Here is a 21,546-nt window from a genome sequence, read left to right as displayed (position 1 = left end):
ACCGGTACCTCAGCGCACGATCAGCTCGTCCACAAAGGTCCAGGTATGACGATCGTCCTGCGTGGGATGGCGGGTGATTTCCGCGCGGACGTAACGGGTATGGATCGGCTTGGTGGCGGTGAACGCCACGCGCTGCACATGGCTCAGACTGTCAGTGGCGACAGTCGTGACCTTCACCTCGCGCAAGGTCCTCCAGTGCTGCTGGTCGTCGGAGACCGAGAAGCGCACCTTGCGCGGCCACCAGATCCAGGAGTCAGCCTGCTGCAGCACACCGACGCTGATCTCATGGACGTCGGTGGCGTTGCCCAAGTCGACGGTGAGGCGCGGATCGGCCTCTTCCCAACCCAGCCAGGTGCCGTCCTTGAAGTTCTCGCCGCCGAGCACGCCGTCGGTGAGTGCGGCGGCACCGTGCTGGCTGTAGGTCGGGCTGGGTGCCGGGTCATAACTCGCCGCCGCACCGAAGGCCTGGCTACGCTCCAGCTGGAAACTGTGCGGATGGTCGTAGGCCTGGCCTTTGCGGAACGGCGCAACGCGCAACGTGCCGGGCGTGGACAGGTCCAACGTGTCAGTGAACGCAGGCGATGATGCTGTCGGCTCGCTGCCATCGAGCGTGTAGTGATTCTCCACGTCGGCAAAACCGCGCTGTGCTTGCAGCTGCCAGCCGTTATGCGCGGCATTGAGCGATAGCGAATACTCCGCCACGTTGCGGTCTTCCGGGCCGTAGCCGACGTGCCACGCATCGAGCCGCGGATACTGCGCCTGCAGACGCTGATGGAAATCCGCATAGCTCGCGGCGTCGGCCGTGCCGCCGCGCCACAGGCGCTCAGCGAAGGCGATCAAGCGTGGATACAGCCGTATCTCCGCATTCAACGGGTCGGCACGCTCGCTCCACAGCGGTGCTTCGGCGCCCAGTACCCGGTCACGCCGGCCCTGGCCCGACTCACCCAGCGGGTCGGTGAGATAGAGTTTTTCCACTGTGAGACGCGACAGCGGCGTATCGAGGTAATACGGGCTGGCGTTGACGATGCGGTTGCCATTGGCGAGCGCCTTGTTAGCACCTTCGTCGCCGCGCCACACCTCCACGACTACCGACGGATCGACGCCGCCTTCCAGGATCTCGTCCCAGCCGATCATGGTCTTGCCCTTGCCGGCAAGGTACACCTGCATGCGGCGCACGAAGTAGCTCTGCAGCCCCTTCTCATCGCCCAGGTCCTGCTCGCGGATCAGCTTGTCGCAGGCCTCGCAATGCGCCCACGCACCGGCCGGCACTTCGTCGCCGCCGATATGCACATAGGGCGAGGGGAACAGCGGCAGCACTTCATCCAGCACGTTCTGCAGGAAGGTGTAGACGTTCTCGTCGGCCGGGCAAAACACGTCGCTAAACACGCCCCAGCCCGACGGCACCTTGATCGGCTTCTTGGCGCAGGAGAGTTCCGGGTACGCCGCGATCGCCGCCGAGCTATGCCCTGGCATCTCGATCTCTGGAATCACCATGATGTTGCGCTGGCGCGCGTACTCCACGATCTCACGCACTTGCTCTTGCGTGTAGAAGCCGCCGTGGCGGCTGCCGTCCGGCTCGGTGCGCCAGGCCCCGACTTCGGTGAGCTTGGGGTATTGCTTGATCTCGATGCGCCAGCCCTGGTCTTCGGTGAGATGCCAGCGGAAGGTGTTGAGCTTGTAGTAGCTCATCAGGTCGAGCTGTTTCTTGATGAAGGCGACCGGGTAGAAATGCCGGCCCACGTCGAGCATGTGGCCGCGATAGACGAAGGCGGGTTCGTCTTCGATCTTCACCGCGGGGATCGATACCTTGGTCGCCTGCGCAGGCGCCACCGGCAGTAGCTGGCGCAACGTCTGCACACCCCAGAACAAGCCCTTGCCGGTAGCCGCGCTGATGGCGATGCCACGCGGCGTCACGTCGAGACGGTAAGCCTCATCGCCGGCGACAGCGGGATCGAGCTTGAGCACGATATGACGACCCTTGCGCGTCGCGTGCTCCGGCAAGTCGATACCGGCCTGCTCCGCGATGGCGTCATGCAGGAACGCGGCAATCTCTTTCGAGCGCGCATCCGTCGGCGCGTCGATGCTCACCTGCTTGTCCAGCACGAAGCTGCCCTTGCCTTCTTCGACATGGCTCGGATAGGGCACCAGCGGCAGTGCCGCCTGCGCCAGCGTGGCCCAGACCGATGCGACCACTACAAATCCCACCATCGCGATACGACGGCTCATCGCTGTGCCTCCGGCAGCTCGTCCCATACCTTCGGGTCTTCGGACCCGAGCACCCACGAGCAGAAGCCCTGCAGGCCGTATTTCTTCACTACCTCGTAGCGGTCGCGGAACGCCTGCGCATCCGGCAGGAACACCCATTCGCGCATGCCGTCGCGATAGAAGTAGAACCAGGATTCGTGCTCCACCGGGTCCCACTGCATCGTCACGCCGAACTGCTTGGCCAGCGGAAACGATTCGTCCGCATCGATGTAGCTCGCCGAGATGTTCGACGACTCCTTGCCGTCGTCCTTCACCGGGTTGCCCGCGAACCAGTGATAGCCGTAGAGCGCAATGCCGAGCGAAAGCTTTTCCTTGGGCACCACTTTCAGCGCGTACTCCAGGTGCTCCATCGTCCACGGCATGCCGGCCACCGGGCCGGGTGTGGTCCAGCGTGTGTGCTGGTCATAGGTCATCAGGCAGACCAGATCCAGCGACTGCGCCAGCGCCTTCAGGTCATATGCGCCGCGCCAGTACTCCCACATCCATTTGGAGAACGCGCCGCCGCCGGCATAGCCCGGCGCATTCGGCACGATCGCCATGGAAAGCTTCAGCCCGTGCTTGTGCAGCGCGTCGGCGGTTTCCTTGGTCATCAAGGTCAGCGCATCGCGGTCGGTCCAGGCGATGTTTTCGAAGTCGAACTGGAAGCCGGTGAACCCGTGCAGCTTCGCCTGTTCGATCAGCGACGCGATCATCGCCTTCTTCGCGGTAACGTTACCAAGCAGCTTATGAAACTTCTCGCGCTCGCCATTGGCCGACAGGATCGGCATCACCGGCACGCGATGTTCCTTAGCGATTTTCATCACGTAATCGTTAGGCTGCCCCGAGACCAGGCCGTTCTCGTCCACGCCATACCAGGTGGGCACCAGCACATCGATCTTGTCGGCATGCGCGACGAAGGAGTCGATCGATTTCTGCGACCCCATCATGTAGAACATCGCGCTCGGCGCCTTGGCGAACGCCAGCGCCGGCACGAGCAGCAACAACAGCAGCAGACGCTTCACGGAGTCACCCCCGGCGCAGCGGCGAGTTCGATGCGCAGCACATAGGCGTACTCGCCTACCGGCTTGGCCGGCAGCGTCACATGCAAGCCATCATCCTGCTGCTTCCACGCCACGGCCTTGCCATTGGCGAGCAGCCGCACCGAGCGCACGCCGTCGCTCGGCTTGAGCGAACGGATCACCGCCTTGCCATCCGCCGGCCAATCCAACTCGATTGCGTACAACGTGCCGTTGTGGGTGGTGAAGCGGAAGTCCTGAGCGGTATACGGCTTGGTCTTGGTGTCCTGGAACGGACCGTCCGCCACTTGGGTCGGGCCTTCGCCAAACTGCCGCCACGGCTTGCTGCCGTAGATCGCCTCGCCGTTGACCTTGAGCCAGCCGCCGATCTTAAGCAGCGTGTCCTGTGCCCCCTGCGGGATCACACCATCGGCACGAGGGCCGATGTTGAGCAGCAGATTGCCGTTTTTGCTCACCACATCGGCGAGCAGATGGATCAGCACCTGCGGTGACTTGTAAGTGTCATGCTCGATATAGCCCCAGGAATCGTTGCTGATCGAGGTATCGGTCTGCCAATGCGTTGGATGGATACCCGTGAGCTGGCCGCGCTCCACGTCCAGCACGCCCGCGCCATCAGCGAATTCGCCAAGCTTGTAGTTCACCACCACGCCGTGTGCCGCGCCCTGGCCGCGCCTTGCATCTTGGTTGTAGTAGTAGGCCAGCATCTTCGGCAACGAGTTGCGGAAGGTGGGATGGCCGATCCACCAGTCGAAATAGATCAGGTCCGGCTGATAGTCATCGATCAGTTCTGTGGTGCGCGCCAGCCAGTCGTCCAGCCACGCCTGCGAAACGAAGGTGAAGTCCGTGGACAGCACGTCGCTGTCCGAGCCGGCCATGCGCACCTGCGCGGGACCATAGAACTCGGCGTACTTCGGATCGTTCACGTCCGAAGCGAACTTCCGCCCGTTGCCCATGAACCAGTCGTGTTCTGCGCGATGCGAAGACAGGCCAAAGTGCAGCCCTTCCGCGCGGATCGCCTTGGACAGCTGGCCGATCACGTCACGCTTGGGACCCATCTTCACCGCGGTCCAGTCGCTCAGCTTGGAGTCGTACATGGCGAAGCCGTCGTGATGCTCGGCCACCGGTACCACGTATCGCGCGCCAGCCTCGCGGAACAATTTGGCCCACACGGCCGGGTCGAAATGCTCGGCCTTAAACTTGGGGATGAAATCCTTATAGCCGAATTCGCTTTGCGGTCCGTAAGTGGCAACGTGATGGGCGAATTCTTTGGAACCCTCCACGTACATGTTGCGCGAATACCACTCACTGCCGAACGCTGGCACCGAGTACACACCCCAGTGGATGAAGATGCCGAACTTGGCGTCGTCGTACCACGTCGGCGAGCGATACGCCTGCAACGACGCCCAGTCGGCGCGGAACGGGCCGGCGCCATCGCCCTTCTCCACTTCCGCCAGCAAGGCGCGGCGCTGCGGTTCGAACTTGGCGCTCGCCTTCTGCCATATCAGATCGTTCTGCTGCGGGCTCTGCGTTTTCGCGGTGGGCGCACTGGCCGGATCGGCGGCGAGAACGCTGCCGGCCGCAAGCAGCAACGCAACGCTCAAGGCGCGACGTATGGCTGTGTGGCGGGGCTTAGAGCAGTTCAATGCGATACGCATAAGCATGCAATCCTTTCGGTGACGTGGGCAGGCGCAGATGCAAACCATCCGCCTGCTGCTGGAAGGGAATCTCGGCGCCAGTGGCGAGCAAGGTAATGCGGCGCACTTTCAGGTCGGCGCCGATGGCATGGATCACCGCCTTTCCATCGGCGGGCCAGCCCAGCTCGATGGCGTAGAGCCGGCCATCCTTGCTGGTGAAGCGGAAATCCTGCGCGGTGTAGGGCGCGGTCTTGCTGTCCTGCATGGTGCCGGCGGCGACCTTGGTCGGACCTTCGCCGAACTGCTTCCATGGCCGCGTGCCGTAGATCGCTTCGCCGTTGGCGTGCAACCACTGGCCGATGGCCTGCAGGATGGTCTTCGCTTCGCCGGGAATGCTACCGTCGCCCTTAGGGCCGATGTTGAGCAGCAGGTTGCCGTTCTTGCTCACTACGTCCGCGAGTAGATGCACGATCTCGTCGGGATTCTTGTAGGTATCGCCCTCGGCATAGCCCCACGAATCCTGACTGACCGAGGTCTCGGTCTGCCATGGCTGCGGCCGGATGTCCGCCGCTTGCCCGCGCTCGATGTTGAGCGTGCCGCTGCCCGTGCGCATCGAGTCGAGTTTGTAATTGAGTATCGCGCCCTGTCCGCGCGTGGCGGCCTGGTTGTAGTAGAACGAAGCGAAGCGCGCGAGTGCGCCGCGGAAACGTGGCTGCCCGATCCACCAGTCGAAATACATCAGGTCCGGGTGATAGTCCTGCACGATCTCGGCGGAGCGCGCCAGCCAATCATCCAGATACGCATCGGAGACAAAGGTCCAGTCGACCTCCTTGCCGTCCTCGCCCTTGGCGCCTTGCAGCGGATGCGCCGGACCGTACAGCGCCGCATAGCGCGGATCGTTCACGTCGGAATCGAAGCGGCGGCCGTATTCGAAGAACCAATCGTGCTCGGCGCGATGCGAGGACAGACCGAGCTTCATGCCCTCCGCGCGGATCGCCTTGGCGAGCTGGCCGATCACGTCGCGCTTGGGACCCATCTTCACCGCGGTCCAGTCGCTCAGCTTCGAGTCGTACATGGCGAAGCCGTCGTGATGTTCCGCCACCGGCACCACGTAGCGCGCACCGGCCTCGTGGAACAGCTTTGCCCACGCGGCCGGATCGAAGTGCTCGGCCTTGAACTTCGGGATCAGATCCTTGTAACCCACCTGCGGCATCGGCCCGTAAGTGTCGATCTGATGCTGGTAGTAATTCGCGTACTGCCCTTCGCGTTCGTACATGTGGCGCGGATACCACTCGCCCTTGTACGCCACCACCGAGTACACGCCCCAGTGGATGAAGATGCCGAACTTGGCGTCGCGGTACCAATCGGGTGTCTTGTACTCGGCGAGCGAGGACCAGTCCGGCTGGAATGGCCCGGCCCATGCCTGCGTATCGACCTGCTTGAGCACCGCCTGCCGCGCGCCGTCATACTTGCTGTTGGCCTGTCGCCACTGCTGCTCGATGGTGCGCGCGTCCGGCGTGCCGGCCGTCGCCGCGAGCGACGCAGCCATCAGCATCCACGTGGACGTCATAGCCAAGCGATGCAGCGGACTCTTGCTCATCCGCTCAGTGCTCCACCTGACCAAGGCAAGTTCGACAGCAGGCAACGGATCGACACATGACAAAACCTCGGGCAACAGTGGTGGTGGCAAGACACGCGGCCGGAATGCCGCGCCCGGACTAGCGAAACTCGCGATCTCCTGTAGCCCGATCTCCCTTGGCGCGCGCCTGGCGATCGAGGAACCAGCTGGCCGCGCCGATCACGCCGAGCTGGCCGTGGTCTACGACGCGCACCGGGACTTTTTCCATAAAGGGGCGCATCACGCCCTTGTCGAGGAAGCGTTCGGCAAAGCTGCTGTGGCGCATGAACGCCACGATCCGCGACAGGAAACCGCCGGCAAGCCAGATGCCGCCGGTGGCCTGATAAAGCATGGCGAGATCGCCAGCGAAGGAACCCAGCCAGCCGCAGAACAACTGCAAGGTCTCCACGGCTCGCGCATCGCTGCCGTCGATAGCAGCTGCGCTGACATCGGCTGGCTCGGCGCAGGTTGGCGCCTGCCCGACTTCGGCACATAGCGCGCGATAGAGACGCAGCAGACCGGGGCCGGACAACACGTGCTCATACGACACGTGCGTATCGGGCGCGGCCAGCAGACTCAGCACCTCTAGCTCGCGACCGACGCGAGCGGCCAGCTGGATCTGCCCCGCTTCGCTCGCCAGCACGGTCGGCGGTGTACCGGGCAGACGCACCGCAGCGCCCAGCCCGGTGCCGGGCCCGACGATCACCATCGGTCCGGCCACCTGAATGTCCGAATGAGCCGGCGTATTCACCAACGGCGAACGGGCGATATCGATGTAAGCCGTGGCGTGCGCCAGCGCTTCGAAATCGTTGAGTACCAGCACGTCGTCGAGTTGCAGTGCGCTGGCGAGCGCGGCCGGCACGATCGGCCAGGGCAGGCTTTCGTTGATGACCACGCCGTTGAGTGCGCAGCCGGTGCAGGCCAGCACCAGTTGCCGCGGCGCCTCAGGCAGTTCGGCGCAGAACGCGCGCGCGATCGCGGCCATATCGGCGTAGTCGGCGCAGCGATAAACCTTGTACGCCAGCACCACAGGACCACTGGCGCGGGTGCCGGGCGTCATCAGCGCCATGCGCGCATGGGTGCCACCCACATCGGCGGCGAGGAACGGCGGACAAGTGTTGGGTGCGATCACATCCGGCGTACCGGACGACCGCACCCATGGCAGTTCGCGCACATCGACAACACCGCCGCCGATCGCTGCCGCACGGCCATTCACGACTGGCTTCCCGATACACGCCTTTCCGGCGCCGGGAAGGCGCGAGCGGACGCAAAAATCATTTCGTGTAGATACACGTTCAAGGCTCCCCGCCCCAAGACCCGATGGGTTGTACAGCGACTCGCCGCACATTTCATGGGCGAATTGATGTTTCATATTTATATAGATCGATGCAAGTTGCAGTGCAACAGGAAATTCTCGCGATCGACAGTCTCACGCAAAGATCACTTGTAAAACTATATTTCATATGTGCACACTTGCTCGGACCGGGCACGTGGCGGTTGAGCAGGCGCCCGGCATCCGCCAGAGTCCGCGCATCAGCGGGCCTGGGCGGGGTGCAAGTCGCTATCGGTATTCCAGTTCGCGGAGCTCTGGCATGGCGGAACCTGGCCTCCACAAGCAGCAAGGCGGGAGCACCCCTGACACCGGTAGACGGCTGGGGCTGACACCGCTTTCCTTCGGTGGCGCCCCTATCGGCAACCTGTATGCCGGCGTGGACGAGAGTGACGCCGCGCAGGCCATCGAACATGCATGGCGCCGCGGTATCCGTCATTTCGACACCGCGCCCTATTACGGCTACGGCCTCAGCGAAGAACGCCTTGGCGCCGTGCTGGCGGCCAAACCGCGCGAGAGCTACACCCTTTCCACCAAGGTCGGCCGCCTGATCGAAAGCGCCGAAGGCCGCGAGCCGCTCGCCGACGGTTTCGCCGTAAATAACCGCCAGGCGATCTTCGACTACAGCCGAGGCGGCGTGCTGCGTTCGGTCGAAAGCAGCCTGCGCCGCCTGCGTACCAACCGCATCGATCTGTTGCTGCTGCACGACATCGGCGCGCTCACGCACGGTGCGCAGCATCCGCAGATCCTGCGCCAGGCGCTGGACGAAGCCCTGCCCGCGATGGCGGAGCTGCGCGCGCAAGGCATCTGTACCGCCATCGGCCTCGGCGTCAACGAAGAAGCCATCTGCCTGGAGGTGATGCCGCGCTTCGCGCTCGACGCCATCATGCTGGCCGGCCGCTACACTTTGTTCGAGCAGCAAGACAGCGCGCGCGTCATGGACGAAGCGCTGCGCCGCGACGTCGCCATCCTCGCCGCCGCGCCCTACAACTCCGGCCTCCTTGGCGCCGCCGATGGCCCGGGTGATACCTATAACTACGCGCCGGCCGACGCGCCGACGCGTGCGCGTGCGCAGCGTTTCTACGATATCGCGGCGCAGACCGGCGCCAGCGTCGGCGCCGCCGCGCTGCAATTCCCGCTACTCCATCCGGCCGTCGCCACCGTGGTCTGTGGCATGCGCTCGGCCAGCGAAGTGCACAGCGCGGTCTCACGACTGGACACCGCGCTGCCACCCGAACTGTGGGCGCAACTGCGCGCCGCCGGCCTGCTCGCGCCGAGCGCGGTCACACCATGACCCTGATCGACGCGCATCAGCACTACTGGCAGGTCAGCCGCGGCGACTATGGCTGGCTGGCGGATGCACCCGCATCCTTGCAACGGGATTTCCTGCCGCACGAGCTCGCCCCGTTATGCGCTGCCGCACAGGTGCAGCACACCGTACTGGTGCAGGCCGCTCCCACCGAAGCGGAAACCCGTTTCCTGTTTGAACTGGCGCGCAGCAACCGGAACATCGCCGGCGTGGTTGGCTGGGTGGATTTTGAAGCGAACGATGTGGATGCACGCATCGATCGCCTGGTGCGCGATGGCCGCGGCCTGCTGCTCGGCCTGCGCCCAATGGCGCAGGACATCGCCGATCCCGACTGGCTCGCGCGCCCAGCGCTGGACAAAGCCTTCGCCAGCCTGCAGCAGCACGACTTGGCTTTCGACGCGCTGGTGCGTCCCGACCAACTGCCCTCGCTGCTCAAGCTGCTGACACGCGAACCCGGCTTGCGCGCCGTACTCGACCATGCGGGCAAGCCGGCCATCGACGGCAGCGACTCCCACGACTGGGCCGCGCATATCACCAGCCTCGCTGAGCGCACCGCGCTGTACTGCAAGTTCTCCGGCCTGCTGACCCAGCTCGCGCCGGGCCTGCCCGACGACGCCATCGCGCCTTACGTCGAACACGTCTTCGACTGTTTCGGTGCGGAGCGCCTGCTGTGGGGCAGCGATTGGCCGGTGCTGACCCTGCGCGGCGATTACGCGCATTGGCTGGCACTGGCCCGCGCACTGACCCATCGCTTCGCGCCCGGACGCGAAGCGGACATCTTCGGCGGCAACGCCGCCGCGTTCTACGGCATCGATCTCGCCGCACCTTCTTCGTCTGACAAGGAATCCCAGCCATGAACTCACGCCTGGCCGGCAAACACGCCCTGGTCACTGCCGCTGGCGCCGGCATCGGCCGCGCCACCGCCCTCGCCTTCGCCGAAGCCGGCGCGCAGGTGCTGGCGACCGATATTGACACCGCCGCGCTAGAGAGTCTCGCCGCGGTGAATCCGTCGATCCGCACGCAGCGCCTGGACGTGACCCGCCCCGACGAGATCGACACATTGGTGGCTGCCAACGACGCTTTCGACGTACTGTTCAACTGCGCCGGCTACGTGCATGCCGGCACTATCCTGGACACCGACGAGCAGGCCTGGAAGCGTTCCTTCGGCATCAACGTCGACAGCATGTTCCACCTGTGCAAGCGCGTGCTGCCCGGCATGCTCGAACGCGGACGCGGCAGCATCGTCAACATGTCATCGGTGGCGTCCAGCATCAAAGGTGTACCCAACCGCTTCGCTTACAGCACCACCAAGGCCGCGGTGATCGGCCTCACCCGCTCGATCGCCGCCGACTTTGTCGCACGCGGGGTGCGCTGCAATGCGATCTGCCCCGGCACAGTGAAAACCCCCTCGCTGGGCGAGCGCGTGCGCGCGCTGGGCGGCAATGAAGACGCCGTGTGGCGCAGCTTTATCGAGCGCCAGCCGATGGGCCGCCTCGGCACGCCGGAAGAAATCGCCGCGCTCGCGCTGTACCTCGCCTCTGACGAATCCGCATTCACTACCGGCACGATCCACGTGGTGGACGGCGGCTGGTCCAACTGAAGGAACGAACAAGATGAAACTGGTCCGCTACGGTGCGCACGGCACCGAGAAACCCGGCCTCATCGACGCCAACGGCGTGCTGCGCGATCTGTCCGACGCCGTCGCCGATATCGATCCCTCCGCACTCAGTCGCGAGAACATCAAGCGCCTCGCCAGCATCGATCCGGCCACCCTGCCTGAAGTCAAAGGCAGACCGCGCTTTGGCGCGCCGGTGTCACCCGTGGGCAAGATGATCTGCGTGGGCATGAACTACGCCAAGCACGCCGCCGAAACCGGCGCGGCCGTGCCCGAACAGCCGGTGCTGTTCATGAAGGCCACCAGCGCGATCATGGGACCCAACGACGATGTGGTAATCCCGCGCGGCTCGACGCGTACCGACTGGGAAGTGGAGCTGGGCGTGGTGATCGGCGAGACCGCGCGCGACGTACCGGTGGATGCCGCGCTGTCGCACGTCGCCGGCTACGTGGTGGTCAACGACTTGTCGGAGCGCGAATTCCAGTTCGAGCACGGCGGCCAGTGGGTGAAGGGCAAGAGTTGCGACACCTTCGGCCCGATCGGCCCCTGGCTGGTTACCGCCGACGAAGTGCCCGGTCCACAGAGCCTACGCCTGTGGCTGGAAGTGAACGGCCATCGCTACCAGGACAGCAACACCAGCGACATGGTGTTCGGCGTCGCCAAGCTAGTCAGCTACATCAGCCGCTACATGACGCTGATGCCCGGCGATGTCATCAGCACGGGCACGCCTGCCGGCGTCGGCCTGGGTCTGAAGCCACCCACCTATCTGCGCCCCGGCGACGTCATCGAACTCGGTATCGACGGGCTCGGCCGACAGCGCCAGCAAGTGCATGCGCATCCCGCCGACCAAGGCAACGCACGATGAGCCGTCCCGTCACGACATTGCTTCTCTCCGGCACAAGGAGGCCGGACGCATGGTGAAAATCACCGCACTGGATACCTACGACGTACGCTTTCCGACTTCGCGCGAGCTCGATGGCTCCGACGCGATGAATCCGGATCCGGACTACTCAGCCGCCTACGCCGTACTGCGCACCGACGATCCGCACGGCCTCGCCGGCTATGGGCTGGTCTTCACCATTGGCCGCGGCAATGACGTGCAGAAGGCCGCGCTCGATGCGTTGCGCCCCTACGTCGTCGGGTTGAGTCTCGACCAAGTGATCGGCGACCTCGGCGGCTTCGCCGCGCGCATGATCGGCGACTCGCAGCTGCGCTGGCTCGGCCCCGAGAAGGGTGTGATGCACATGGCCATCGGCGCGGTGGTCAACGCGGCGTGGGACATGGCCGCGCGTCATGCCGGCAAGCCGCTGTGGCGCTTTATCGCCGACATGACGCCGGAACAGCTGGTGAGCGTGATCGACTTCCGCTACCTCGCCGACGCGCTCTCGCCCGACGAAGCCCTGCAACTGCTGCGCACTGCCGAACGCGGCAAGGCGCAGCGCATCGAACAGCTGCTGGCCGAAGGCTATCCCGCCTACACCACCTCGCCTGGCTGGCTCGGCTATTCGGACGAAAAGATGCTGCGCCTCGCACGCGAAGCGGTGGCCAGCGGCTTCCGCACCATCAAGCTCAAGGTCGGCCACAACGTCGAGGACGATGTGCGCCGCTGCCGTCTGGCGCGCGCCGAAGTGGGGCCTGATATTTCCATCGCCGTGGATGCCAACCAGCGCTGGGATGTGCATCGCGCCATTGAATGGCTGCGCCGGCTGGCCGACGTGCAGCTGGCCTGGATCGAAGAACCGACCAGCCCCGACGACGTGCTGGGCCATGCCGCCATCCGCCGCGCCATCGCGCCCACGCCAGTCTCCACCGGTGAGCACACGCACAACCGCGTGATGTTCAAACAGCTGTTCCAGGCCGGCGCTGTCGACCTGGTGCAGATCGACGCCGCGCGTGTCGGCGGCGTCAACGAGAACCTGGCGATCCTGCTGCTGGCGGCGAAGTTTGGCGTGCGCGTATTCCCGCACGCTGGCGGCGTAGGCCTGTGCGAACTGGTGCAGCACTTGGCGATGGCCGACTTCGTGGCGATCACCGGAAAGAAAGAGGACCGCGCCATCGAATTCGTCGATCACCTGCATGAGCACTTCGTTGACCCGGTGACCATCCGCAACGGCCGCTATCTGGCGCCGACCACACCGGGCTTCTCGGCGCAGATGTTCGAAGCCTCGATTGCCGAGTTCCGCTTTCCGGACGGCCCCGCCTGGCAGGAACCCACCCAAGCCCTGAGCGCCTGAGCTGAGGAACCACCATGGCCACGCCGATCACCAACGTGCTGGATCTGCGCGAACTCGCCCGCCGCCGCGTGCCGCGGGCGTTCTTCGAATACGCCGACCGCGGCGCCTATGACGAAGTAACCTTGCGCGAGAACCGCCACGCCTTCGAGCGCATCCAGCTGCGCCAGCGCGTGATGATCGACGTCGACCAGCGTTCGCTCGCCACGGAGATCGTCGGCCAGCCGGTGTCGATGCCACTCGCCATCGCACCGACCGGGCTTACCGGATTGCAGCACGGCAGCGGTGAAATCCTCGGCGCACGCGCGGCGGAGGCAGCCGGTATTCCGTTCTGCCTGAGCACGGTGTCGATCTGCTCCATCGAGCAGGTGCGCGCCGCCGTCGACAAACCGTTCTGGTTCCAGCTCTACGTGATGCGAGACCGCGGCTTCGCACGTGAACTGATCGGCCGCGCCAAAGCGGCCGAATGCTCGGCGCTGATGCTTACTGCCGACCTCACCGTGCAGGGCCAACGCCACCGCGAGATCAAGAACGGTCTGTCGGTGCCGCCCAAACTCACTCTGCACAACCTGCTCGATATCGCCAGCAAACCACGCTGGGCGTGGAGCGTGTTGCGCGCACCGAGCCGTTCGTTCGGCAACCTGCAAGGCCGCATCGGCGGCACCGACAGCCTCACCACGCTCGCCCAATGGATCGCCAGCCAGTTCGACCCCACCATCACCTGGAAAGATCTGGATTGGATCCGCGAGCTATGGCCCGGCAAGCTGGTCCTCAAAGGCATCATGGACCCGCGCGACGCACGCCTTGCCGCGGATCACGGTGTCGACGCCATCGTCGTCTCCAACCACGGCGGTCGCCAGCTCGATGGCGCTCCCGCCACCATCGATGTGCTGCCCGCCATCGTGCAGGAAGTCGGCAACCGCCTTGAGGTGCTGTTTGATGGCGGCATTCTCAGTGGACAGGATCTGCTCAAGGCGCTGGCCAGCGGCGCACGTGCCGGGTTGATTGGCAAGGCGTTTCTTTATGGGCTTGGGGCGATGGGGGAAGCTGGGGTGACGAAGGCGATCGAGATGATTCGGCGCGAGTTGAGTGTGAGTATGGCGTTGACGGGGCAGACGGACGTGCGGGCGATTTCGCCTGAGGTGATCTGGCGACGCTGATCTCGCTTTGCGCTTTCTTGCCGCGGCCTGATTTAGGTCGAATCTTGGGGTGGTCTCGCGCCAATCCCTCCTACTTCGTCATTCCGGCGTAGGCCGGAATCCAGTGGCGTTGTCGCTTCGATTGTCGCGCTGTCGCGACCGGGCTCGCCTGCCGCGGGCTTTCGAACCGCTGCCGCGGTCCGAGTCACTTTCTCTTTGCTGGCCCAAAGAGAAAGTAACCAAAGAGAAATGGCCTGAGAGCAGGCGGTGTGCTCTGTAGCTGCGCCTTTTCCAGTGTCAGGCGTCGGGATGGGTTTCTTCAGGGCCCAATCGTCCAGCCCCCATCACTACATAGGGGCGTTGGGGATCAAGAGCAGCGCCAAGGCCATAGCAAAAGCGAAGACGCCTATCAGCTACTCTCTAATGCACTCGGCAAGAGAGAAAACCCTCTCCATCGGCACCCACTTCTGCCCCGCCTTCGCCCACGGCAGCCGCTGCTGAAACGTATTCATCAACGCCTCCCACGCTTGCACACGCGGATCGGCAGCATCGGCGGCCTGTTTGGCCGCGCCATCGAAACCGTCGGGCACATCCATCACCAACACCAGGCGATTACCGGTACGGAAGATTTCCAGATCGCTTATGCCGGCGGCGCGGATCGAGGCGACGATCTCCGGCCAGATCTGACTGGGCTGATGCCAGCGTTCGTATTCAGCTATGGCGAGCGCGTCATCGCGCAGGTCGAGGGCGAAATACTGGCGCGGCATATCAGGCTCCCGCCTGCTGGCGGCGCGCGAACAGCAGCACCACCACAAAGCTCACTGCCGGCACCGCCATTGCTCTCGCAATGCCGCCCGCATCGGATACCGCGCCCATCGCTGCGGTGAGCACTGCGCCGCCAATGATGGTCATTACCAGCAATGCGGAACCGAGCTTGCGTTCGTCGTCGCCGCGGCCTTCCACGCCCAGCGCGAAGATGGTGGGGTACATCACCGACATGAAGAAGCTGCATGCGACCAGGGCGCATGCACCCGCGTAGCCCGGCATCAGGATGGCAAACACGGTCAGTGCGATATTGATCGCCGCGAACAGAGCCAGCAGGCGGCGCGGCGCCAGATACTTCATCAGGGCGCCGCCCGCGAAACGTCCCGCCATGAAACACACCAGCGATGCGGTAAGGAAGTTCGCGGCGGCCTTGGCCGGTGTACCCGGCACGCTCGCCTGCACATAGCGGATCAGGTAGCTCCACACGCCGACCTGTGCGCCGACATAGAAGAACTGCGCCAGCATGGCCCAGGTAAAGCGGCGGTCGCGCAGCAGTCTCCGCAACGCACCCTCGCCTGCCGCCGGCTCTTCGCCCACTGCATGGACGGCGGGGAAACGCGTGAGCAGGATCAGCAATCCCCAGCCCAGCACCACCAGCCCGATCACCAGATAAGGCCACTGCACCGCGGCCGTTTCCTGCGCGAGATACGTCGCGCGGCTTGCCGCGCTCATCGCGGACAGTTCGTCGGGGGAACGTTCGATGCCGGAGAAGATAAAGTGCTGGCCGATCAGAATGCCGGTGATCGAGCCGAGCGGATTGAAAGCCTGGGCCAGATTCAACCGCTGCGCCGCCGATTCGCGCGGCCCCAGCAAGGTCACGAAGGGATTGGCTGAGGTTTCCAGGAAAGCCAGCCCACTGGCGATCACGAACAGCGCGAACAGGAAGAAGCCATACGTGCGCAGCTCCGCCGCCGGCCAGAACAGCAGCGCGCCGATGCCATACAGCGCCAACCCGAACACCACCGCGCTCTTGTAGCCGAAGCGCCGCATATACATGCCGGCCGGCATCGCTACCAGGAAATAACCCAGATAAAACGCGCTCTGCACCAGGCCAGCGCGGAAATCGTTGAGCACGAAGGCCTTCTTGAACTGGGCGATCAATACGTCATTGAGATTGTTGGCGACGCCCCACAGGAAAAACAGGCTGACGATCAGCACCAGGGGAAGCATGGAACGGCGAGAAACCTGGGCGGCCTGCGCGGTCGCCGCCGGCCGGTGCTCGGTACCCCAGCCGTTGTGTTGCATGTCCAAATCGCTGCTCCCGCTAGGCGGCGCCCGTCATGCGGGGCCAATGACAAGACTCGACTCGATGTGCAAATATGAACAATATATTCACTTGTAGCACAAGTCGCATCGCAGCATCGACGTCCAGACGTCCATCCACGCGGCAACCTTTGCGTGGCGACGTGCATCACAGTTGAGGCAAGCTTCACCATCACTCGGGGGATCCCATCGCGTTATGCCCAAGACACCACCCAAGTACCGCGCGCCGGCGCTGGACAAAGGCCTGGACATTCTCGAACTCCTTGCCGCTTCGCCGACACCGTTGACGATTGCCGAAGTGTCCGAGGGCGTGGGCCGCTCACGCGGCGAGATCTTCCGCATGCTGCAGGTGCTGGAAGAGCGCGACTACATCACCCGCGGCGAAGGTGACACCGGTTACTCGATCACGCCGCGCCTGTTCCGCCTCGGCATGGAGCAGCCGCAGCTCAAGACCGCGGTCGAAGCCGCGCTACCGGTGATGCATCGCCTCGCCGACCTGGTGGAACAGTCCTGCCATCTGGTGGTGCCCTCGCGCGAACAGATCGTGGTGATCGCCCGCATCGATCCGCCCGGCGAAATCGGCCTGGTGGTGCGCGTCGGCCATCGCCGCCCGATGTCGCAGGCCACCTCCGGCCATGTGCTGCTGGCCTATCAGAGCGACGAGATCCGCAACCTGTGGCTGGACATGATCGCCACCCACGAGCCCGACCTCGACCGCAAGAAGCTTCTCAAGCTGGTGGCGCAGGTGCGCGCCCGCGGCTACGCCAGCGCGCCCAGCCATATCGTCGACGGCGTCACCGACCTCTCCGCCCCGGTGATGGAGCACGGCCATGCGGTGTGTGCGCTCACCATTCCCTTCATCGAGCGCCGCGCCTCGTCGATCACCATGCTGCACACGCAGGCACAGTTGCGGCAGGCGGCGAGCGATATCTCGGATGCGTTGCAATATGGCGCGCCGGTGCGGAAGGAATAGGCAAACCGCCTTCCCCCACGTACACGGCCGTCTCATGGATCGGCATACCAACAAGGAAAGATCGATGCGCAGAAAACGGATCGCCTGCATCATGCTTTGCACGTTGTCTCTGCAAGCCCTTGCCTATCCCGCGGACAAGAACGATCTGGCGCACCAGCTGGATGCCATGCTTCGCAGCAGTGTCGGGAATGATGCTCCCGGGGCCAGCGTGCTCGTAGCGCAAGACGATAAGGTCATCTATCGCGGTGCCTACGGCAAGGCAAACCTCGATCTGAATGTCGCGCTCACTCCGCAGCACGTATTTCGTATTGGCAGCATCACCAAGACGTTTACGGCGGCAGCGATGGTTCGACTGAGTGCGACCCGTCAACTGTCGTTGGACGATCCACTATCGAAGTACCTGCCGGACTTTCCTAACGGCGGGCACATCACCCTCGCTCAGCTACTGAGCCATACCTCAGGCGTCAGCGACAACTGGGATGCCGATCCGGGCAAGCCGTTGGACACGCCCTCGCTGGTAAAACTGATTGCTGCGAAAGCCCCCGACTTTGAACCGGGCGCCGCCTGGTCCTACAGCAACTCGGGCTACATCCTGCTCGGCGCGGTCCTGGAGAAAGTCACCGGAAAGCCCTGGGCCGAAGCTATCCACGATCAGCTGACGGCGCGAATCGGGCTGGACCACACCGCGTTCTATGCCGATGACGCCATCGTGCCGGGGCTCGTGTCGGGCTATAGCCAGAATGAATCTGGCAAGGTCACGCAGGCACCTTACGTCACGATCAGCGGCCCTGGCGCAGCCGGCGCGCTCGTATCCACCACGGACGATCTCTTTCGATGGATGCGCGCGCTCGCTACTGACCGCGCGCTGCCCGCAGGGCTCTACCAGACCATGTCGAGTCCGAAGTCCACGGCTCGCGGCGATCCGGTGCCTTATGGATATGGTCTGATGCTGGGAACCGTGCGCGGGGAATCCATCATCGAGCACAACGGCGGCATTGACGGTTTCGCATCCCAGTTGACCTATTTCCCGACACAGCATGTCACGGTGGTGGTACTCGCCAACACCGATGCCGGCTCACCGAGCCCACGCTCACTCGCTCACCGGCTGGGAGCGCTAGCCATCGGAAAACCCTATGCCGAACTGGATGCTGCCATGGCGAGCACTGCCTATTTGCAGGGACTGAGCGGCGCCTATCGCATTGCCGAAAATGCAAAGCACATCCTTTCCATCGAACACGGAAACTTGGTCATACAACGCGACGGCGGTCCCAAGCGAGCCTTGGCTGTAGCCAAGGACGACGTACTCTTTTTCCCGTCCGACAAAACCGACCACATCAAGGTTATTCGCGATACCCGAGGTGCCGTCACCGCACTCGATTTCTATGCCGATGGCATGCCACCCGCCCGGCACGAAACCCGACTTCCATAACCTTTCCTCGACGGAGGCCGGCGGGAGCCCTCAATCCCGCTGCGACCCCGACAGCACATCCACCCACACCGCCAGCACCAGAATCGTGCCCTTCACGATGTACTGCCAGTAGGTATCCACATCCATCATCGACATGCCGTTGTCGAGGCTAGCCATCACTAGGGCGCCGATCAGCGCGCCATGCACCGTCCCCGCGCCACCGCGCATAGAGGCACCGCCGATAAAGCAGGCGGCGATGGCGTCAAGTTCGCCGTTGCTGCCTGCGGAAGGCGAGCCGGCGGCGAGGCGCGCGGTGTTGATGATGCCGGCGAAGGCGCACATCAGACCCATGATGGCGAACACTACCAACTTCACCCGCGCCACGTTCACGCCAGAGAGGCGTGTCGCTTCCAGATTGCCGCCCACGGCATAGATATGCCGGCCAAGTACCGTCTGCGTACCAAGGTAAGTGAACACCGCCAGCAGCGCGACCAGGATCATCACCGGCAGCGGCACGCCGCCGTAGCGGTTGAGCGTGACGATGAAACCAGCCAGCGCCGCGCCGATCAGGGCCAGCTTCAGCACATCGGTCCACCACGGCAATTGACGCAGTTGCAATGCCGCGCGACGGCGGCGACGCAGCACCGTGAGTGCAATCAGCACTGCGAAGATCACCATACCCAGCAGACTGGATAGCATCGGCGCGACATAGCCCTGCCCCAGGTACACCAGATCGTCCGGCACCGGCGAGATGGTGGAGCTATGCGTCACACCGAGCAATGCACCACGGAACGCCAGCATGCCGCCCAGACCCACGATGAAGGAAGGCACGCGCATGCGCGTCACCCACACGCCGTTGAACAGGCCGATCAATACGCCCAACGCCAGTACCGCCGCGATGGCCATTGGTGTGGACCATTGCAGGTTCACGGTGAGCACCGCGACCACGCCACCGAGCAGACCGAGCAGCGAACCGACTGACAGATCGATTTCGCCCGCGATGATCACGAACACCATGCCGCATGCCAACATGCCGGTGATCGCCATCTGGCGCAGCAGGTTGGACACATTACGCGGCGTGACAAAGGCACCTTCGGTAGCGATATGGAAAAAGATCCAGATCGCCGCCACTGCCAGCAACAGGGCCAGGATCTTGTAGCGCGCGAACAGTTGTTGGATGTGCTGGGCTTGCATCGCGGATTCCGTACTATTTTCAGCGAGTGAAAGGAGCCTCGAATAACCTCTCATTACTCGTCATTCCGGCGAAGGCCAGAATCCAGTGCCTTTGCGCCTCAAAGACTTAGAGTCGCTGGATCCCGGCCTTCGCCGGGATGACGAGTTTGATGGTCGATTATTCGGAGTGTCATGAATTCAGGCGGCGGCGCGTGGGCCGGCGTCGATCGCCGCAGCCAGCACCTGTTCTTGGGTAAGGCCCTGGTTGGGGAAGTTGCCGCGAAGGCGCCCCTCGCCCATCACCAGCACGCGATCCGCCAGGCCCAGCACTTCGGGTAGTTCGGACGACACCAGGATGATCGACACGCCCTGCGCGGCCAGCTCGAAGATCAGGCGATAGATCTCCGCCTTGGCGCCGATATCTACCCCGCGCGTCGGCTCGTCGAGAATCAGCACCTTCGGATTCGCCAGCAGCATCTTGGCGAGCACCGCCTTCTGCTGATTGCCGCCCGACAACCGGGCGATAGGCAGTGCCGGGCTCGCGGTCTTGACCTTGCGCTGCCCGATCTGCGCTTCCACCGTCTGCAATTCGCGCTGCCGATCGATATGCCCGGCGCGCGCGTAGTGCTGCAAAGTCGCCAGCGTGATGTTGTCGCCCACGCCGAGCATCGGCACGATGCCATGCCGCTTGCGATCCTCCGGCACCATACATAGACCGGCGCGAATTGCCTCGCCCGGCGAGCGGACTTTCAGCGGCTTGCCTTCCAGCACCAGCTCCGCCGAACTTCTACCCACATAAGCACCGAAGATTGCACTGACCAGTTCGGTGCGCCCTGCGCCCACCAGGCCGGCAATGCCGAGAATCTCTCCACGCCGCAGCTCGAACGACACATCGTCCACGCGCTTGCGCTGAGGATTGACCGGATCGAGGCAGCTGACATGGCGTGCCTCAAAGATCACTTCGCCGATAGCGTGCTCAACTTTCGGAAACAGGCTTTCCAGCTTGCGCCCCACCATCAGGGCAATGATGGCGTCGGTGTCCAGCTCGGCCATCGGCCGTGTGGCGATGTGCTTGCCGTCGCGGATCACGCTCACGGTGTCGCAGACACGCTCCACCTCGTCCAGCTTGTGCGAGATGTAGATGCAGGCCACGCCGCGGTGCTTGAGGTCTTCCACGATGCCGAGCAATACCTCGGTCTCGCGCGCGGTCAGCGACGAGGTCGGCTCGTCCAGGATCAGCAGCTTCGCGTCCTTTGCCAGCGCCTTGGCAATCTCGAACAGCTGCTGGTGGCCGCCGCCGTAATTCATCACCGGCAGCGCCACGTTTACATCGTCGAGCTTGAGTTCTTGCAGCAAAGCGCTGGCTTTGGCGTACATGGCGTCGTAGTCCATGCGTCCGCCGGGTCGGGTCAGCTCATGGCCGAGAAAAATGTTCTCCGCCACGGAGAGCTTGGGCACCAGCATCAGTTCCTGATGGATGATCACGATGCCGGCGCGCTCGCTGTCGCGCACCGAGCGTGCGCGCAGCGGTTCGCCGCGCCACAAAATCTCTCCTTCCCAGCTGCCGTGCGGATAAACGCCGGAAAGCACCTTCATCAAGGTGGACTTGCCCGCGCCGTTCTCGCCGCACAGCCCCACGCACTCGCCAGCGCGCACTTTCAGGTCGATACCATCCAGGGCTTTGACGCCGGCAAATGCCTTGATGATGCCGCGCATCTCGAACAGATAGTCGCCCTCTGCCGCCATG

General features: G+C 64.0%; 17 protein-coding genes. 8 read left to right on the top strand and 9 right to left on the bottom strand.

Going from position 1 to position 21,546, the window contains the following annotated elements:
• Positions 1–9 precede the first annotated feature (9 nt).
• The 5 genes from BM338_RS19305 to BM338_RS19285 all read right to left on the bottom strand — a co-directional run bounded on the left by BM338_RS19305 (position 10) and on the right by BM338_RS19285 (position 7,749).
• Positions 10–2,226: a glycoside hydrolase family 20 protein gene (locus tag BM338_RS19305; protein WP_177229420.1), complete on the bottom strand. Its 2,217-nt coding sequence runs from the start codon at positions 2,224–2,226 to the stop codon at positions 10–12.
• On the bottom strand, positions 2,223–3,200 hold the full coding sequence (locus BM338_RS19300; RefSeq protein ID WP_090454189.1) for a glycosyl hydrolase family 18 protein: 978 nt from the start codon (positions 3,198–3,200) through the stop codon (positions 2,223–2,225). Before BM338_RS19300 ends, BM338_RS19305 begins: the two co-directional genes overlap by 4 nt.
• A 62-nt stretch (positions 3,201–3,262) precedes the next feature.
• Positions 3,263–4,942 carry an alpha-L-fucosidase gene (locus BM338_RS19295; RefSeq protein ID WP_090453909.1) on the bottom strand — a complete coding sequence of 560 codons (1,680 nt, stop codon included), beginning with the start codon at positions 4,940–4,942 and terminating at the stop codon, positions 3,263–3,265.
• Positions 4,911–6,470, bottom strand: a complete 1,560-nt coding sequence (locus BM338_RS19290) for an alpha-L-fucosidase (protein ID WP_255367396.1) — start codon at positions 6,468–6,470, stop codon at positions 4,911–4,913. The genes BM338_RS19295 and BM338_RS19290 overlap by 32 nt, the downstream gene beginning before the upstream one ends.
• Positions 6,471–6,633: 163 nt before the next feature.
• Entirely contained in the window at positions 6,634–7,749 is a 1,116-nt protein-coding gene (locus tag BM338_RS19285; protein WP_255367383.1) for a glucokinase, read from the bottom strand.
• 376 nt (positions 7,750–8,125) lie between these two features.
• Here BM338_RS19285 and BM338_RS19280 point away from each other — a divergent pair, with 376 nt between their 5' ends.
• The 6 genes from BM338_RS19280 to BM338_RS19255 are packed head-to-tail and all read left to right on the top strand — an operon-like array spanning position 8,126 to position 14,178.
• Entirely contained in the window at positions 8,126–9,157 is a 1,032-nt protein-coding gene (locus BM338_RS19280) for an aldo/keto reductase (protein WP_090453907.1), read from the top strand.
• On the top strand, positions 9,154–10,029 hold the full coding sequence (locus BM338_RS19275; protein ID WP_090453904.1) for an amidohydrolase family protein: 876 nt from the start codon (positions 9,154–9,156) through the stop codon (positions 10,027–10,029). Before BM338_RS19280 ends, BM338_RS19275 begins: the two co-directional genes overlap by 4 nt.
• Positions 10,026–10,772, top strand: coding sequence for an SDR family oxidoreductase (locus BM338_RS19270; protein ID WP_090453902.1), 747 nt, complete (start codon positions 10,026–10,028; stop codon positions 10,770–10,772). The genes BM338_RS19275 and BM338_RS19270 overlap by 4 nt, the downstream gene beginning before the upstream one ends.
• Before the next feature lie 13 nt (positions 10,773–10,785).
• Positions 10,786–11,652 (top strand): fumarylacetoacetate hydrolase family protein, encoded by an 867-nt coding sequence (locus BM338_RS19265; RefSeq protein WP_090453900.1) that lies wholly within the window; start codon positions 10,786–10,788, stop codon positions 11,650–11,652.
• 49 nt (positions 11,653–11,701) lie between these two features.
• The gene (locus BM338_RS19260; RefSeq protein ID WP_090453898.1) at positions 11,702–13,021 is read left to right on the top strand and encodes an L-fuconate dehydratase; all 1,320 of its coding nucleotides are present in this window, start codon (positions 11,702–11,704) and stop codon (positions 13,019–13,021) included.
• 14 nt (positions 13,022–13,035) lie between these two features.
• The gene (locus BM338_RS19255) at positions 13,036–14,178 is read left to right on the top strand and encodes an alpha-hydroxy acid oxidase (protein ID WP_090453896.1); all 1,143 of its coding nucleotides are present in this window, start codon (positions 13,036–13,038) and stop codon (positions 14,176–14,178) included.
• Between the two features lie 392 nt (positions 14,179–14,570).
• Here BM338_RS19255 and BM338_RS19250 read toward each other — a convergent pair whose 3' ends face one another.
• Positions 14,571–14,924, bottom strand: coding sequence for an L-rhamnose mutarotase (locus tag BM338_RS19250; RefSeq protein WP_090453894.1), 354 nt, complete (start codon positions 14,922–14,924; stop codon positions 14,571–14,573).
• A gap of 1 nt (position 14,925) precedes the next feature.
• The gene (gene fucP, locus BM338_RS19245) at positions 14,926–16,227 is read right to left on the bottom strand and encodes an L-fucose:H+ symporter permease (RefSeq protein WP_090453892.1); all 1,302 of its coding nucleotides are present in this window, start codon (positions 16,225–16,227) and stop codon (positions 14,926–14,928) included.
• 214 nt (positions 16,228–16,441) lie between these two features.
• Here fucP and BM338_RS19240 point away from each other — a divergent pair, with 214 nt between their 5' ends.
• A complete protein-coding gene (locus tag BM338_RS19240; protein ID WP_090453890.1) occupies positions 16,442–17,218 on the top strand; it encodes an IclR family transcriptional regulator in 777 nt (258 codons plus the stop codon).
• 34 nt (positions 17,219–17,252) lie between these two features.
• Entirely contained in the window at positions 17,253–18,647 is a 1,395-nt protein-coding gene (locus tag BM338_RS19235) for a serine hydrolase domain-containing protein (protein ID WP_177229418.1), read from the top strand.
• A 30-nt stretch (positions 18,648–18,677) separates the two neighbouring features.
• On the opposite strand, the gene BM338_RS19230 is transcribed toward BM338_RS19235, so the two are convergent.
• Positions 18,678–19,820 carry a sugar ABC transporter permease gene (locus BM338_RS19230; RefSeq protein WP_218156397.1) on the bottom strand — a complete coding sequence of 381 codons (1,143 nt, stop codon included), beginning with the start codon at positions 19,818–19,820 and terminating at the stop codon, positions 18,678–18,680.
• A 177-nt stretch (positions 19,821–19,997) separates the two neighbouring features.
• Positions 19,998–21,545 (bottom strand): xylose ABC transporter ATP-binding protein, encoded by a 1,548-nt coding sequence (locus tag BM338_RS19225; RefSeq protein ID WP_090453884.1) that lies wholly within the window; start codon positions 21,543–21,545, stop codon positions 19,998–20,000.
• Position 21,546 lies beyond the last annotated feature (1 nt).

The sequence above is a fragment of the Dyella sp. OK004 genome, from assembly GCF_900114495.1.
Taxonomy (GTDB): Bacteria; Pseudomonadota; Gammaproteobacteria; order Xanthomonadales; family Rhodanobacteraceae; genus Dyella_D.
This window is presented reverse-complemented; position numbering and strand designations above follow the sequence as displayed.